We start from the raw sequence: 13,337 nt of genomic DNA on the forward strand, positions 1-13,337 counted from the left end.
TGGTAATTGGGAGGTTTTGGAGATGGCGGTTTCGGTCTGGAGGGAAACGCTTGTTGACTGGCGCAAGTCTCTGGAAGAATTGAAGTCTTTTGTTGCCCCGGCCTTCCGGCGTATTGAACAGCGCCGGACAGCGGGTGCCTTCATAGACGGCTTGCTGTCGGGGGCTGAACGCAAGACGGGCTGGATGCTTTCGGAAGAAGCCGGTTTTGACAAGCCGTATCGGATACAGTCGCTGCTGGGGCGCTCTTCCTGGTCCGCCGATGCGCTGTGTGACCTTGTTCGCAAATATGCCGTTGACATTCTTGGCGATCCTGAAGGTGTTCTTGTTGTGGACGAGACCGGTTTTTTGAAGAAGGGCGAGCATTCGGTTGGGGTTGCCCGACAGTATTCGGGTACAGCGGGGCGGGTAGAGAACTGTCAGATCGGGGTATTTGCCGCTTATGCGAGCCGCTGGGGTCATGCGCTGATCGATCGGCAACTCTATCTGCCGAAGGCGTGGGCGGAGGATCCGGATCGCCGTGCCAAAGCTCATGTCCCGCAGGAGGTGGGATTTGCCACCAAGCCGCAGATGGCTCGCGCGATGGTTTCCCGTCTCCTTGATGAAGGTGTCCCCTGCGCCTTTGTGCTGGCCGATGCTGTTTACGGGTCCGACAGCGGGTTCCGGCGCATGCTGGAGCAGCGCGGGCAGTCCTATGTATTGGCGGTGAAGTCCACGCATACACTGCGTCTTGTCGAAGACGATCACCTCATCCAGACCGATCCCGCCACCCTGACCGGAGAACTGGGCCCCGAAGCCTGGCGACCTCTTGCCGCCGGAGAGGGCGCGAAAGGACCGCGCCTTTACGAGTGGGCGCGTCTGCCCATCGGTAAACAGACCAAAGACGGGTTTATCAAATGGGTTCTGGCGCGCAGGAGCCGTCATGATCGCGCTTCCATAGCCTATTACTTCGCTTATGCGCCCGCCAATACCACCTTGGCGGAACTGGCCGCTGCGGCCGGGCTGCGCTGGACTATTGAAGAGTGTTTTCTCAGGGCAAAGGATGATCTGGGCCTGGACCATTGCGAGGCCCGGTCCTGGCATGGCTGGCACCGGCATATGAGCCTTGTGATGGCCACCGCCGCATTTCTGGCAAAGCTCAGCGCGGACCAGCGCCGCAATGCATTCGGGAAAGTGAACAAAACGAGTCCGGCAACGGGCCGCAGCGCATAGGCTTTCTGCGAACCGAGATATATACTACGCCAAGCTTTCTTTCGACCGTTGAAATCCTCAGATTGATCGCGCGCCTCATTCTCCCAACGCCCCCTTCTGACGCCTTCATTCTCGGATGGTCCCTCTGGCGAAGAACACATCAGGCCGCTGCTGCCAGAGCCCATCGAAAGTCCCGCCTCAATGCGCAACTGTAGTACTAAAGCCTTTCGAGATTAGTTTGCAACATATCCTGCGGCCTTGAAGTAGTTCCAGCACTCTGTTGGATCGTAGAGATCGCAGATTGATCCGATAGCCTCGAAGACTTCGGTGAAGGTTCTCGCCCCGATCCGTCTCAAATGGGCTTTCAGTTTTGAGAAAGCTAGTTCGATGGGGTTCAGGTCGGGCGAGTATGGTGGCAGGTAGAGAAACCAACATCCATGGTCACGCAGGGCCTGTGCTGCCTCTTTGTTCCGGTGCGTGGCTAGGTTGTCGAGGATGACGACAGTGCCGGGCGCTATTTCCTTGACGAGGACTTCTCGGATGTAGGCGGCGAATGCCGGGCCATCCATTGCGCCCTTGATGACCCACGGCGCGATCAACGCGTCCTGAGTCAGCCCCGCGATCAGCGTCTGTGTACCCCAACTGCCAAACGGCGCGTCCATGGTCAGCCGTTCTCCTTGAGGTGCCCAGCCACGGAGCCGGGTGAGGTTCGTCTTTACCGCCGTTTCGTCGATGAACACCACGCGGTCCGGCATTCGGGCGATGGCTGGCGAACGATAAGCAGACCAATCGTCGCGCTGTCGTCTTACCTTGGCGCGACGGCGTTCGGTGGCCACCAGCGACTTTTTTTGTGAGTGAAGCCAAGGCGCTTCAACAATCCGGCAATGGCCGAATGATGAACAGTGATCCCCACAGCATCGGCAAGCGCATCGCGCAACTCGAAAAGGGTAATGTCGGGGTCTTGAGCTAACAACTCGCGGAAGAACCCGACATGGGGTGCCAACTTTCCGCTGCCCGGTGGACGCCCCATCGGGGCAATTTGGGCCGCGCCAGACGCGTGTATCTGGCGTCTCCAACGCGCACCGGTCGCGGCGGACACCTGAAGACGGCGCGACGCCTCCCTCCCTGACAGCCCTTCTTCGATCAAGCGCGCAAAACGATCTCGTAGTTCCTTTGGCAACGGTGCTGGCATATTCCTGATCCTCCCAAAAAGGGTGAATCACAAATCAAACCTCAGGGGAACCCTGCCGATTCAAACTTTGCTCGAAAAGCTTTAGGACTGTTTTACAGCCGGTTCAGCAGTTCAGCTGTAGGCCACGCATCCGCGGGCAGCCCCAGTCGGGCCTGTTCCGCCTGCACAGCCGCTCTTGTTCCAGCCCCGAGAATGCCGTCGATCTTGCCGACATCATAGCCACGCGCTTGTAGCTTGGTTTGCAGCTGTTTCATCTACGCCCCCGACAGCCCCGGCGCAGGGTTTCCTGCGTCGTAAATTTGCACGCCCTCAAGCCGAGTGCCGAAATAGGCTGCGGTCAAGACATAGACAAAGCTCTGGTTCCATTCGAAATAGACATCGAAATTGGGATAAGCCAGAAAGGCAGGCCCCTTATGCCCCTGCGGCAGGATCAGTGAGGCGGGCAGATTGGCCAGCGATCCGCTGCGCGCCTGAACGCCCATGGCCTGCCAGTCACTCACCGAACGAGGTTTGCCGGGGCCGGACAGAGACCAGTCCATCTGAGCGGGCACCGTAACCTCTTGCAGCCAGGGTTGGCCGGGTTGCCAACCCAGATGCGACAGCATCTTAGCACCCGACATCAGCGCATCGGGTGCCGAGGTTTTCAGAGAAACCTTACCGTCGCCGTCCCCATCAACGCCGTTTTCCAGAATGTCGCGGGGCAGCATTTGCACCATGCCGATCTCGCCCGCCCATGCTCCGGTAGTGCGGGCGGGATCGAAGTCGCCGTTCTGGTACAATTCGATGGCGGCAAAGATTTGCGGCCGGAACAGCTCGGGCCGGCGGCAATCATGGGCCAGCGTCACCAGCGCGTTGCGGGTGTTGAAGTCACCCTGAAATGCGCCGTAGTCGGTCTCGAAAGCCCAGAAGGCCAGCAGGACCCCGCGCGAGATGCCGTATTCGCGTTCAATCCGGTCGAACACTGCGTCGTATTTGCGCGACATGGTTTGGCCGCGTTCGATCCGGTTGGCTGAGATCAGGCGGCGGGAAAAGTCGATGAACGGTTTCTGAAACACACCTTGCGCGCGGTCAGCTTTCAGAACCGCGCCGTCCTGTTGCACGCCTTTGAAAAACGCGTTGACGGTGGATTTGTCGAACCCTTGCTGAACGGCCTCTGTCTTTAGCCCTTTAACGAACGAGTTGAACCCGCCGCCGCATTGGGCAAGGGCGGGAGAGGCAAGCATGGAGGCAGCGACAAGGGCGGAAAGAAAGCGCATAGACAGGTCCGTCAGAGAAAAAAGCTGACCCCAACCCACACTGACAGAAGACCAAGCGCAAGCCCCCAAACGCGCCAGAGCATGTTACATGCGCGGAAAACCTCCGGCGCGCCGATGTCACGTGGGGCGTCGCCATTGACCCAAGCCAGATCGCGGACCTTTCCGTCATAGCTGCGCGGACCTGCAAGAGCCACGTTCAAGGCGCGTGCCATGGCGGCCTCGGGCCAGCCTGCGTTGGGTGAGATATGGCGGCGCGCATCCGCCACCATCTGCGGCCAACGCGCCCATTGGCCGGACAGCGCCACGATCATCACGCAGGTAAGGCGGGCAGGGATCAGGTTCAGTACATCATCCAGCCGGGCGGCGGCCCAGCCGAAGTCGCGATATTTATCGGTGCGGTAGCCGATCATGCTGTCGGCGGTGTTGATTGCTTTGTAGACCGACAGCCCCGGCAATCCTGCGACCAAAAACCAGAAGGCCGGCGCGATGACACCGTCGCTGAGGTTCTCAGCCGCACTTTCGATGGCCGAGCGGGCGACCTGCGCCTCGGTCATGTCGCGAGTATCGCGCGAGACGATCATCGCCACCTTGGCGCGGCCTTCGATTAGCGAGGTGCGCAGCCCTTCGCCCACGTCACGCACATGTTCGACCAGAGATTTCTGGGCCAGCAGGATGGCGCAGAGTGCGACCTCGACCACCGGCCCCAGCAGCGCCAGAACCCGGCCAAGGACAAGCGCGCCAAAAACCAGCAGCAAGACCACTGCGACGCCCTTTAGCCGCCGTTGCCCCCCTTGGTTCAGGCGTTTGTCCAGCCATCCGATCACATTGCCCATCATCACCGCAGGATGGCGAATGCGCGACCACAGCCAGCCCGGCTCACCCAACGCCGCGTCCAGACACAGGGCGCAGACTAGCAGGAAAGCGGTGCTCACAGGGCGGCCTCCAGCTTGGCCCACCCATCCGACGGGGGCAGGCCCAGCCGCAGATAGGTTTGCGAGTAGGGAAAGACACGGCTCCAGATTTGTGCGCGGGCCAGACGGTTCTGCCAACTTGCTGCGTCGTCGACCTCATAGAGGCGAAACAGGGTGGTGCCACCGACAAGAGCCGCGCCCCGGTCGGTCATCAATTGATCCAGCCGAGCCGTGTCCATGGTCAGACGTTGGCGGGTTGCGCTGGCCCAGCCTGTATCCCTCAGCGCCTGCTCGCCGACTCGCAAGGCTGGGCCGGACACGGCCCATGGGCCGGTCAGATCGTTTAGCCTGGCGATCAGATTAGGCTGTCCGATGGCAAAGCCCAGACGCAGCCCGGCCAGACCCCAGAACTTGCCAAAACTCTTTAGCACGATAACGCCGGGGCGCGCGGCCAGATGGATCAGGGACGTCTCGGGGCTGACATCGCAAAAGCTCTCGTCGATCACAGTCAGGGGCGCATTTGCATCCGCCTCGGTCCAGATCCGCCCGTCGGGGTTGTTTGGATGCACGACGACGCGCGCCTCGGCAGGGCCATCGGGCTGAACGCGCCAGCCCTGCGCGGCGAAGGCGGCGGCATGTTCGTTATATGTGGGCATCGTGATCTGAACCCGGCCCTCAGGCGCAAGCGCCGGAATTCGGGCGATCAGGGCCGAGGCTCCGGGGGCTGGAAGAATGGCCGCGGCCTCTGGCACGGACCAAAACCGACGGGCGGCTGAGGACAGACGCTCAAACGCGCCGTGATCGGGCAATTCGGTCCAGTCCGAGGGGGTCAGCCCTGAGACCTCGTAAGGGTGCGGGTTGATCCCGGTGGACAGGTCGATCCAGTCCGACCGCGCCCCGCCATAGGTCGCAATGGCCCCGTCCAGCCCACCGCCATGATCACGCCGGGCGCGTGGGTTCAGATTTTCGCTAGGGGTCGCCATGATTGTCGCCGGAATCGCTTGTTTCGGCCCGTTTCAAGCGGATTTTTGCCGGTTATACAAGCAAATCCGCGCCTTCGGGGTCCGCAAAGGGTGGCGTTAACACTTTGTTAAGGAAATCACGTGATCACCAATCACGGGGGTCGGCACCACTCACTCTATCCTGTGCCGAGGTTGTTGCAAATGAATGTTTTGATTGTTGAGAGTAACCCCGATCTTGGTCGGGTCTGGAAAAGACACCTGGAACGGCACGGCGCCGAAGTGACGCTGGTGGCCGGGCAAGAGGCCGCGATTCTGGCGCTGTATGGTCAGGATTTTGAGATCATCGTTCTGGATCTGGTGCTGGAAACGGGCAGCGCGCTGGCCGTGGCCGATTTTGCAAGCTATCGCCGCCCCGAGGCGCGGGTGATTTTTGTCACCAACACTACCTTTTTCTCGGACGGCTCGATCTTTGCCCACAGCCCGAATGCCTGCGCCTATGTGCAAAGCGCAACGCCGCCAGAGGATCTGGCGGCGATGGTGGAACATTACGCGGCGGGCCGCTGACCGCGACCGTGCGGCTCAAGATAGTCCAGCACGGGGTTCACCGGAATGATGCGGTTCGGGTTAATCGTCTCGTGGCTGTAGTGGTAGTGACGCACGATGTGCTTGAAGTTTACCGTCTGCGCCACACCCGGCCATTGATACAACTCACGCGTATAAGCCCATAAGCTCGGGTAATCGACCAGCCGCCGCTTGTTGCATTTGAAATGCAGATGATAGACCGGGTCAAAACGGATCAGGGTGGTGAACAGCCGCCAGTCCGCCTCGGTCACGCGGTCGCCCATCAGATAACGATTGCTGGACAGGCGGCCCTCAAGCCAATCAAGCGTGTCGAACAGGGGCTGGACGGCAGCATCATAGGCCTCTTGCGTGGTGGCAAAGCCCGATTTGTAGACGCCGTTGTTAACATCGGAATAAATGCGGGCGTTGACCTCTTCAATCTCGTCGCGCATCGCTTCGGGCCAGTAGTCGTCGGTATTGCCGGTGATTCCGTCAAATGCCGAGTTGAACATGCGGATGATTTCCGAGCTTTCGTTAGAGACGATGGTCTCTTGTTCCTTATCCCACAGGATCGGCACGGTCACGCGCCCGGAATAGGCGGGATCGGCCTTGGTATAGACCTGATGGGCATAGTCCAGACCATAAAGGCCATCGCCCGTCGCGCCATCGTTGTCGGTTTCGAAAGTCCAGCCTTTGTCCAGCATGTCGGGGTGTACGACTGACACCGAGATCAGGTCGGTCAGCCCTTTCAATTCGCGGAAGATCAACGTGCGATGCGCCCAGGGACAAGCATGGCTGACATAGAGATGATAGCGCCCGGATTCGGCTTTGAAACCGCCCTTGCCGGATTGTCCCGCGCTGCCATCTGCGGTCAACCAGTTGCGAAACTGCGCGGCGTTGCGTTTGAAGGCACCACCCGTAGATTTGGTGTCGTACCAGGTGTCGTGCCATTTGCCGTCAACCAACAGGCCCATTGAAAATCCTCCGCCTTGCGTTTCGGCAAAGATAGGCCCGAGGTGGCACCGTTCCTATGCGATGACGCGCGCAATCAGCCTGCATGTGCGCACAGGTTTTGATGGGATTTCCACGCAACAGCCTGAATTTCAACGTCTCTGTGTGCGCACCTTCACTGGATTTTTACGAAAGGCGGTTCACAATAGAAGATATTGCGGGGGACGTTTTGATATGAGTACCTATGTTTCAAAGGAAATTAGCGCCGAATTGGATGCGGCGCGAATCGCGGGTTTGAAGAAGGCCAGCCGCCTTCGTGTTGAGTTCGGCGACAATACCTTCAAAATCCTCAGATTGTGGAAGGATGGCTTCACGGTCGAGGCCGCCTCGACACCGCAACTGCGTGGTCTGGTCGATATCTACGATGGAGCGCGTCATCTGTACCAATGCCTGATCATCGCGGATGACGCTGAAGCGGGCGAGATGCGGTATGAGTTCAAGCGCAGTACCGCCGCAGCTGACAAGGCTCCGCTGGATTTCTACCGCGCACCGGATGCGCCGATTGCCCTGTTGGGGTACGAGGACTAAGGGCGGATTTCGACGGTGGTGCCATTTGGTGTCAGGCTCCACAACTGCGCCATTTCCGTATTGGAGAGCGCTATGCAGCCTTCGGTCCAGTCTCCGGGCAGGGTCAGACCAACCACGCCATTTGGCTGACCGTGGATGAAAATGTCGCCACCTGGGTCAATGCCCAAAGCTTTCGCGCGTTCAATATCCTCGGGTTGGGGATAGTCGATGCCTAATGACAAGTGAAAGGCGCTCTGTGGATTGCGCCGGTTGATGGTAAAGATCCCAACAGGCGTTTTGCCATCGCCCTCCTGATGTTTGTCCCCCTCAGGTGCGAAGCCCAGCGCAATATCAACCTGCATCACCACCGTGCCATCCAACGTGGCAGTTAGGCGGCGGGCAGATTTCTCAATCAGGATGTGGTCGATCTGCGCAGCTTCGGGTGCCAAAGGCGGTGCCGGCGGGCTCGGCCCAAAGCGATGCCAACCGAACTAGGCCACGCCCGCCAGAACGACAATGAGTGTCAGGAGCGCGAACTTTTGCATTCTTTACTGAAGATCAGAAAACGCGCGTTTCAGCCGGGCACAGGCCTCTTCGACCCGCGTACGTTGGGTGGCCAGGTTGAACCGCTCGAACGTCTCGCCTCCCGCGCCGAAACCGGGGCCGGAAGATGTGGCGATCCGGGCATCCTCGCGCAGTCGCCGGACGAAATCATCATGCGACATGCCAGTGCCCGAGAAATCGACCCACGCCAGATAGGTGGCTTGCAACGGCATTGACCACAGCCCCGGAATCCCGGCGATGGTTGCGTCGAAAAGCTGACGGTTGCCTTCCAGATGCGCGACCTGAGCGTCCACCCAAGCGGCGCCCTCGGGCGTGTAGGCTGCGGTGATCATGGCCACGCCCAAAGCGCTGGGCTCATAGTCCAGCGTATCAAGGCGATGACGCATGGCCGCGCGCAGTTTCGCATCCGGGATAATCATGTTTCCGGTCCGCTGACCCGCGATGTTGAATGTCTTGGACGCTGCCGTCAGAGACACAGTCCATGGCCGCGCATCAGGTGCAGCCACATCCATCGGCACAAAGGTATGGTCGGGATAGACCAGATCGTGGTGAATCTCGTCTGACACCAAAATCAGACCGTTCCGTTCTGCAAAAGCCGCCACGGCGCGCAGCTCCTCAGTTGTCCAGACCCGACCCGAGGGGTTTTGCGGCGAACACCACAGCAGCATCTTTTCGGAGCCGTCCAACCGCGACTGCGCATCGTCCAGATCAATGACATAGCTATCGCCCTCGCGCACCAGCGGGCATTCCACCACGCGACGGCCGGACTTGTTCACTTTGTGGGCAAACTCATGGTAAACAGGGGTGAAGATCACCACACCGTCACCGGGCTCGGTCCACACATCCAGACATAGGGCAATCGCGTTGCCCAGACCTTGCGAGGTCAGCACCCAATCCGTGTCGATGTCCCAGTTATGACGGTTTTTCATCCACCACTGGACTGAGTTCAGATAGTCCGGGTGTTTCCAGGAATAACCGAATACGCCGTGATCGGCGGCTTTGCGGACGGCCTCAATCACGCAGGGCGCAGTGGGATAGTCGGAATCGGCGGTCCACATGGCCAGCCCGTCCTGCGGCGAGACGCCATACAGCTGCTCCATCTTGTCCCATTTTGAACTGTTGGTTCCCCGGCGGTCGATCAGGTCGTTGAAAGTCATGTCTGCTCCATCTGTCCGAGGGAAAGCTAGCCACAATTCCGGCAGGTGCAAGGGGGGCGTTGCGGCGGGGGGCGGGATGGCCTAAATCAACCCCATGAAACGCAATATCCTGATCCATCCCGACCCCCGTCTGAAAAAGGTCTGCGCCCCTGTGGCGGACCTGTCGGATGAGCTGCGCAAACTGGCCGACGACATGCTTGAGACGATGTATGACGCGCCCGGCATCGGGCTGGCCGCACCACAGATTGGTGTGCTGGATCGACTGATCGTGATGGATTGCGTCAAGGAAGAGGGTGAGACCCCGCGCCCGCTGGTCATGTTCAACCCCGAGATCATTGCGTCTTCGGACGAAACCAATGTCTACGAAGAAGGTTGCCTGTCCATCCCCGAGCAATTCGCCGAAGTGACCCGGCCCAAGGTGGTCGATGTGACGTGGATGGACCGGGACGGCAACCTGCAACAAGAGACCTTCGATGACCTCTGGGCGACGTGCGTGCAGCATGAGATTGACCATCTGAACGGCAAGCTGTTCATCGACTATCTGAAACCGCTAAAGCGCCAGATGATCACCCGCAAGATGCAGAAGCTGAAACGCGAAAAGGCGCGCCCATGACCGTTCGCACCTGCCTGCCATGGCCTGACAAACGTCTGCGGACCAAGGCCGAGGACGTTGCCGAGATCACCGACGAAATCCGCGCCACCTGGGACGACATGATCGACACGATGGAGGCGATGCCCGGCGTCGGCCTTGCCGCGCCGCAGATCGGAGTGATGCTGCGGCTGGCTGTCGTTGATGGCTCGACCGAGCGGGGCCGGGCGGTGCGTCTGGCAAACCCGGAAATCCTGCACAGCTCGATTGAGCTGCGCGAGCATGATGAGGCCAGCCCGAACTTGCCGGGTGTCTCGGCCAAGGTAAAACGCCCGCGGGCGGTGACGGTGAGATTCCTGAACGAACAGGGCGCCGTGGATCGGCGTGACTTTGTCGGGATCGAGGCCACAAGCGTGCAGCATCAGATCGACCATCTGAACGGCCGGATGTATTTTGATCGGCTCAGCAAGGTGAAACGTGACATGCTGCTGCGCAAAGCCAAGAAACTGGGGTGACGATGCGCGTTGTCTTCATGGGAACGCCCGATTTCTCGGTTCCGGTGCTGGATGCGCTGGTCGAGGCCGGGCATGAGATCGCCGCCGTTTATTGCCAGCCACCGCGTCCGGCGGGGCGGGGCAAGAAGGACCGCCCGACCCCGGTTCATGCTCGTGCCGAAGCGTTGGGTCTGGACGTCCGTCACCCGGTTTCGCTGAAATCGGCAGAAGAACAAGATGGTTTTGCTGCGCTGAATGCGGACGTGGCGGTGGTTGTGGCCTATGGGCTGCTGTTGCCTCAGCCCATTCTGGACGCGCCCACGCATGGCTGTCTAAACATCCATGCCAGCCTGTTGCCACGATGGCGCGGCGCGGCCCCGATCCATCGGGCGATCATGGCGGGCGATGCGCAGACCGGTATCTGCATCATGCAGATGGAGGCGGGGCTGGACACCGGTCCCGTGCTGTTGCGACAAGCAACCGATATCGGACCGCAGGAAACCACGGCTGAGCTGCATGATCGACTTGCGCCAATGGGGGCTGAACTGATTGTACAGGCTCTGAGCCGCCTGCCTGAGCTGACGCCCGACCCGCAGCCCGAGGACGGGGTCACCTATGCTTCGAAAATCGACAAGGCTGAGGCGCGGGTGGACTGGACCCGCCCCGCACCTGAGGTTGATCGCCAAATCCGTGGCCTTTCGCCGTTTCCCGGTGCCTGGACCGAGATCGGGGGCGATCGGGTCAAACTGCTGAGCTCAAGACTGGCCGCGGGGCAGGGTGCACCCGGAGAGGTTCTGAATGACACACTCCGCATCGCGTGCGGAGAAGGGGCGATTGACCTGCTACGCCTGCAACGGGCAGGTAAAGGGGCGCAGGACGTGGATGTGTTCTTGCGTGGATGGCCAGTTGCGGCGGGAACCCGAATTTAGAAGGACCACAGATTTGTACATGACATTGTTCGGCACGGTGATCATTGCCGCCGCCGTAGGGGCGCTCTCGGAAAAGAGCGGGTTCACCCGCAACGGATATTTACCCTCGATCATTATTTGTGTCGGCGGTGCCTTTCTGTTTTTCTTTGCTCAGATCCTGTTCCGCCGCATGTTCGGGTTCAATCTGATCTTCGGGTCTTTGGGTCTGAATGCTATCGTGTCGTCCATCGGCGCGCTGGCTATCGTGCCGACCCACTGGAGGAAATGAAATGCCCATCATCGCCCTGATCGTCATCGGAGCCGCCGCCGGATTTCTGGCCACGCGTCTGATGCGGATCGAGGCTGACATTCCAACCACCATGCTGATCGGCATTATCGGGGCGTTGGTCGGTGGGTTTGTGCTGCGTGCGTTGATCACTGTGGCTGGCTGGTTGTCCGGGTTTGTCGGCGCGGTACTGGGTGCGTTGTTGGTGATCTGGATCTGGCAGTGTTTCCTGAGACGCTGACCTCTTGACCTTTGGGCAGCTTACCGGCCACATCGCCGAAAAGCTCAACCTGAAAGGTGACCAATGTCTCATGATCTGAACCCCGGTGACGTCGCGCTGATGGGGGTCCCGCTGGACCTGCATTCCTCATTCCTGCAAGGCCCCGCCTTCGCGCCCGGCCGTATCCGCGAGGCGCTGCATTCAGGGGCTGCCAACCTGACCGCAGAAGATGGCACAGATTTGGGCGCAACCGAGCGTTTCAAGGATACCGGCGATCTGGACGTGTTTGAGATGATGGGTCAGGAACCCATCGACCGGATCGAAGCCGGAGCCGTTGATCGTATTGCAAGCGGTGCGCGGCTGTTGTCGCTGGGCGGTGATCACTCGGTTGCATATCCGCTGATCAAGGCGCATGCGGATCGGTATGAGGGGCTGAATGTCCTGCATATCGACAGCCACCCCGACCTTTACGACAGTCAGCAGATCGGCCCGCTGGGCCACGGTTGCCCCTTTGCCCGGGTGATGGAGACCGGCAAGATCAAGCGCCTCGTGCAGGTGGGCATCCGCACCATGAACAAGCACCAGCAGGAACAGGCTGACAGGTTCGGGGTCGAGGTGATCGACATGCGCAACTGGCGCTCCGATCTTGAGATCAGTTTTGACGGCCCGGTCTACCTGTCGCTTGATCTGGACGCGCTTGACCCGGCTTTTGCGCCTGGTGTGTCACACCACGAACCCGGAGGGCTGAGTACGCGCGAAGTGATCAACCTGATCCACCGGTTCGAGGGGCAGTTGGTCGGCGCGGATATCGTCGAGCTGAACCCGCATCGCGACCCCTATGGCATGACCGCGATGGTGGCTGCAAAATTTGTCAAGGAAATTGGCGCGCGGTTGTTGACCCGCTAGCGTTCGTCGCAGATGGCTGCGGTTCCGAGCCTTGGGGCCGCCTGTGTAGTCAGGTCAAACCTGTTCGCCTCGGCCGCCGTCATCCAGTGCATTCCATCCTCGGGGGCTGCATTCAGCGTGAACCAATAGAAATCAGTGTCCACGTCGATGTCTTCGAAGTAGTCGAGATAGCGATCATGCTCGGGGTGGTCCTCGGGCAAGTCCGCAGCGACATAGCCTCCGCCGCCCCAGCTATGAACGCCGACGCAGGCTCCGGGCTCTAACACCCGGGTGTTGCCCGCCAGAAACAGATCGGTGCCGCCAGATGCGACCAGCCCATTCGACGGCACCACCGTATCAAAACCTTCGACCCGCACAACGCGGCTGAAGATCACATTCGAGTCGTCATCAACTGAGCCTTCGATATTCTGAAGAACCAGCGTCCTGATCCCGGGGTTTTCCTTGATGACCCTTTCAAAAGCGCTCAGCGTCGTGTGGTCGATTGTGCCGGAGGCAACGATCTGGTCACCCTCAGCTGTGAAACTGACCGGGGTGTATTGATCCGAGCATGCTGTAACCAGCAAAAGCGATGCGGCAAGGTATGAATACTTGATGATCATCGGAACACCTTGTTTCGGAAGCACC

General features: G+C 59.9%; 16 protein-coding genes and 1 pseudogene. 9 read left to right on the forward strand and 8 right to left on the reverse strand.

Annotation, left to right across the window (positions count from 1 at the left end):
• Window positions 1-22 precede the first annotated feature (22 nt).
• Window positions 23-1,210 (forward strand): IS701 family transposase, encoded by a 1,188-nt coding sequence (locus ACOQOY_RS15360; protein WP_420583698.1) that lies wholly within the window; start codon window positions 23-25, stop codon window positions 1,208-1,210.
• Between the two features lie 212 nt (window positions 1,211-1,422).
• Here ACOQOY_RS15360 and ACOQOY_RS15365 read toward each other — a convergent pair.
• The 4 genes and pseudogenes from ACOQOY_RS15365 to ACOQOY_RS15380 form a co-directional block, all read right to left on the reverse strand.
• Window positions 1,423-2,381, reverse strand: a protein-coding gene (locus ACOQOY_RS15365; protein ID WP_420583699.1) for an IS630 family transposase whose coding sequence is annotated in 2 segments (ribosomal slippage) — window positions 1,423-2,037 and window positions 2,040-2,381 — 957 coding nt in all. Because the reading frame shifts where the segments join, the coding sequence is not laid out codon by codon here.
• A gap of 92 nt (window positions 2,382-2,473) precedes the next feature.
• Window positions 2,474-3,637: pseudogene (locus ACOQOY_RS15370) on the reverse strand (lytic murein transglycosylase).
• Window positions 3,638-3,648: 11 nt separating this feature from the next.
• The gene (gene cbiB, locus ACOQOY_RS15375) at window positions 3,649-4,569 is read right to left on the reverse strand and encodes an adenosylcobinamide-phosphate synthase CbiB (RefSeq protein ID WP_420586239.1); all 921 of its coding nucleotides are present in this window, start codon (window positions 4,567-4,569) and stop codon (window positions 3,649-3,651) included.
• Window positions 4,566-5,531: a threonine-phosphate decarboxylase gene (locus ACOQOY_RS15380; protein ID WP_420586240.1), complete on the reverse strand. Its 966-nt coding sequence runs from the start codon at window positions 5,529-5,531 to the stop codon at window positions 4,566-4,568. Before ACOQOY_RS15380 ends, cbiB begins: the two co-directional genes overlap by 4 nt.
• A gap of 180 nt (window positions 5,532-5,711) precedes the next feature.
• Here ACOQOY_RS15380 and ACOQOY_RS15385 point away from each other — a divergent pair, with 180 nt between their 5' ends.
• Entirely contained in the window at window positions 5,712-6,074 is a 363-nt protein-coding gene (locus ACOQOY_RS15385; RefSeq protein ID WP_420586241.1) for a response regulator transcription factor, read from the forward strand.
• Here ACOQOY_RS15385 and ACOQOY_RS15390 read toward each other — a convergent pair.
• Entirely contained in the window at window positions 6,056-7,045 is a 990-nt protein-coding gene (locus ACOQOY_RS15390; protein ID WP_420586242.1) for a glutathione S-transferase family protein, read from the reverse strand. The genes ACOQOY_RS15385 and ACOQOY_RS15390 overlap by 19 nt on opposite strands.
• A 211-nt stretch (window positions 7,046-7,256) precedes the next feature.
• On the opposite strand from ACOQOY_RS15390, the gene ACOQOY_RS15395 reads away from it, so the two are divergent.
• Window positions 7,257-7,610: a hypothetical protein gene (locus ACOQOY_RS15395; protein ID WP_420586243.1), complete on the forward strand. Its 354-nt coding sequence runs from the start codon at window positions 7,257-7,259 to the stop codon at window positions 7,608-7,610.
• Here the strand turns inward: ACOQOY_RS15395 and ACOQOY_RS15400 are convergent.
• Together ACOQOY_RS15400 and ACOQOY_RS15405 are read right to left on the reverse strand one after the other, a co-directional pair.
• Window positions 7,607-8,038 carry a L,D-transpeptidase family protein gene (locus ACOQOY_RS15400; RefSeq protein ID WP_420586244.1) on the reverse strand — a complete coding sequence of 144 codons (432 nt, stop codon included), beginning with the start codon at window positions 8,036-8,038 and terminating at the stop codon, window positions 7,607-7,609. The two genes, ACOQOY_RS15395 and ACOQOY_RS15400, sit on opposite strands and share 4 nt — an antisense overlap.
• 99 nt (window positions 8,039-8,137) lie before the next feature.
• Window positions 8,138-9,310, reverse strand: coding sequence for a MalY/PatB family protein (locus tag ACOQOY_RS15405; RefSeq protein WP_420586245.1), 1,173 nt, complete (start codon window positions 9,308-9,310; stop codon window positions 8,138-8,140).
• 94 nt (window positions 9,311-9,404) lie between these two features.
• Here ACOQOY_RS15405 and def (ACOQOY_RS15410) point away from each other — a divergent pair, with 94 nt between their 5' ends.
• The 6 genes from def (ACOQOY_RS15410) to speB all read left to right on the forward strand — a co-directional run bounded on the left by def (ACOQOY_RS15410) (window position 9,405) and on the right by speB (window position 12,713).
• Complete coding sequence (gene def, locus ACOQOY_RS15410; protein WP_420586246.1) at window positions 9,405-9,923, forward strand: peptide deformylase; 519 nt, start codon at window positions 9,405-9,407, stop codon at window positions 9,921-9,923.
• Complete coding sequence (def, locus tag ACOQOY_RS15415; protein WP_420586247.1) at window positions 9,920-10,414, forward strand: peptide deformylase; 495 nt, start codon at window positions 9,920-9,922, stop codon at window positions 10,412-10,414. Before def (ACOQOY_RS15410) ends, def (ACOQOY_RS15415) begins: the two co-directional genes overlap by 4 nt.
• Window positions 10,415-10,416: 2 nt before the next feature.
• Window positions 10,417-11,322, forward strand: coding sequence for a methionyl-tRNA formyltransferase (fmt, locus tag ACOQOY_RS15420; RefSeq protein ID WP_420586248.1), 906 nt, complete (start codon window positions 10,417-10,419; stop codon window positions 11,320-11,322).
• A gap of 13 nt (window positions 11,323-11,335) precedes the next feature.
• Window positions 11,336-11,590 (forward strand): hypothetical protein, encoded by a 255-nt coding sequence (locus ACOQOY_RS15425; RefSeq protein ID WP_420586249.1) that lies wholly within the window; start codon window positions 11,336-11,338, stop codon window positions 11,588-11,590.
• 1 nt (window position 11,591) lies between these two features.
• On the forward strand, window positions 11,592-11,828 hold the full coding sequence (locus ACOQOY_RS15430; protein WP_420586250.1) for a GlsB/YeaQ/YmgE family stress response membrane protein: 237 nt from the start codon (window positions 11,592-11,594) through the stop codon (window positions 11,826-11,828).
• 63 nt (window positions 11,829-11,891) lie between these two features.
• Window positions 11,892-12,713, forward strand: a complete 822-nt coding sequence (speB, locus tag ACOQOY_RS15435) for an agmatinase (protein ID WP_420586251.1) — start codon at window positions 11,892-11,894, stop codon at window positions 12,711-12,713.
• Here the strand turns inward: speB and ACOQOY_RS15440 are convergent.
• Entirely contained in the window at window positions 12,710-13,312 is a 603-nt protein-coding gene (locus tag ACOQOY_RS15440; protein WP_420586252.1) for an alpha/beta hydrolase, read from the reverse strand. The genes speB and ACOQOY_RS15440 overlap by 4 nt on opposite strands.
• Between the last annotated feature and the right edge of the window lie 25 nt (window positions 13,313-13,337).

The sequence above is a fragment of the Ruegeria sp. genome, assembly GCF_965221235.1.
Lineage (GTDB): Bacteria > Pseudomonadota > Alphaproteobacteria > Rhodobacterales > Rhodobacteraceae > Ruegeria.

Excerpts from the sequence above, each read along its gene's own strand:
- ACOQOY_RS15380 (WP_420586240.1), bottom strand. The coding sequence starts at position 5,531 with ATGGCGACCCCTAGCGAAAATCTGAACCCACGCGCCCGGCGTGATCAT.
- ACOQOY_RS15430 (WP_420586250.1), top strand. The coding sequence starts at position 11,592 with ATGCCCATCATCGCCCTGATCGTCATCGGAGCCGCCGCCGGATTTCTG.
- ACOQOY_RS15385 (WP_420586241.1), top strand. The coding sequence starts at position 5,712 with ATGAATGTTTTGATTGTTGAGAGTAACCCCGATCTTGGTCGGGTCTGG.
- ACOQOY_RS15395 (WP_420586243.1), top strand. The coding sequence starts at position 7,257 with ATGAGTACCTATGTTTCAAAGGAAATTAGCGCCGAATTGGATGCGGCG.
- speB (WP_420586251.1), top strand. The coding sequence starts at position 11,892 with ATGTCTCATGATCTGAACCCCGGTGACGTCGCGCTGATGGGGGTCCCG.
- def (WP_420586247.1), top strand. The coding sequence starts at position 9,920 with ATGACCGTTCGCACCTGCCTGCCATGGCCTGACAAACGTCTGCGGACC.
- ACOQOY_RS15360 (WP_420583698.1), top strand. The coding sequence starts at position 23 with ATGGCGGTTTCGGTCTGGAGGGAAACGCTTGTTGACTGGCGCAAGTCT.
- ACOQOY_RS15440 (WP_420586252.1), bottom strand. The coding sequence starts at position 13,312 with ATGATCATCAAGTATTCATACCTTGCCGCATCGCTTTTGCTGGTTACA.
- def (WP_420586246.1), top strand. The coding sequence starts at position 9,405 with ATGAAACGCAATATCCTGATCCATCCCGACCCCCGTCTGAAAAAGGTC.
- ACOQOY_RS15405 (WP_420586245.1), bottom strand. The coding sequence starts at position 9,310 with ATGACTTTCAACGACCTGATCGACCGCCGGGGAACCAACAGTTCAAAA.
- ACOQOY_RS15390 (WP_420586242.1), bottom strand. The coding sequence starts at position 7,045 with ATGGGCCTGTTGGTTGACGGCAAATGGCACGACACCTGGTACGACACC.
- fmt (WP_420586248.1), top strand. The coding sequence starts at position 10,417 with ATGCGCGTTGTCTTCATGGGAACGCCCGATTTCTCGGTTCCGGTGCTG.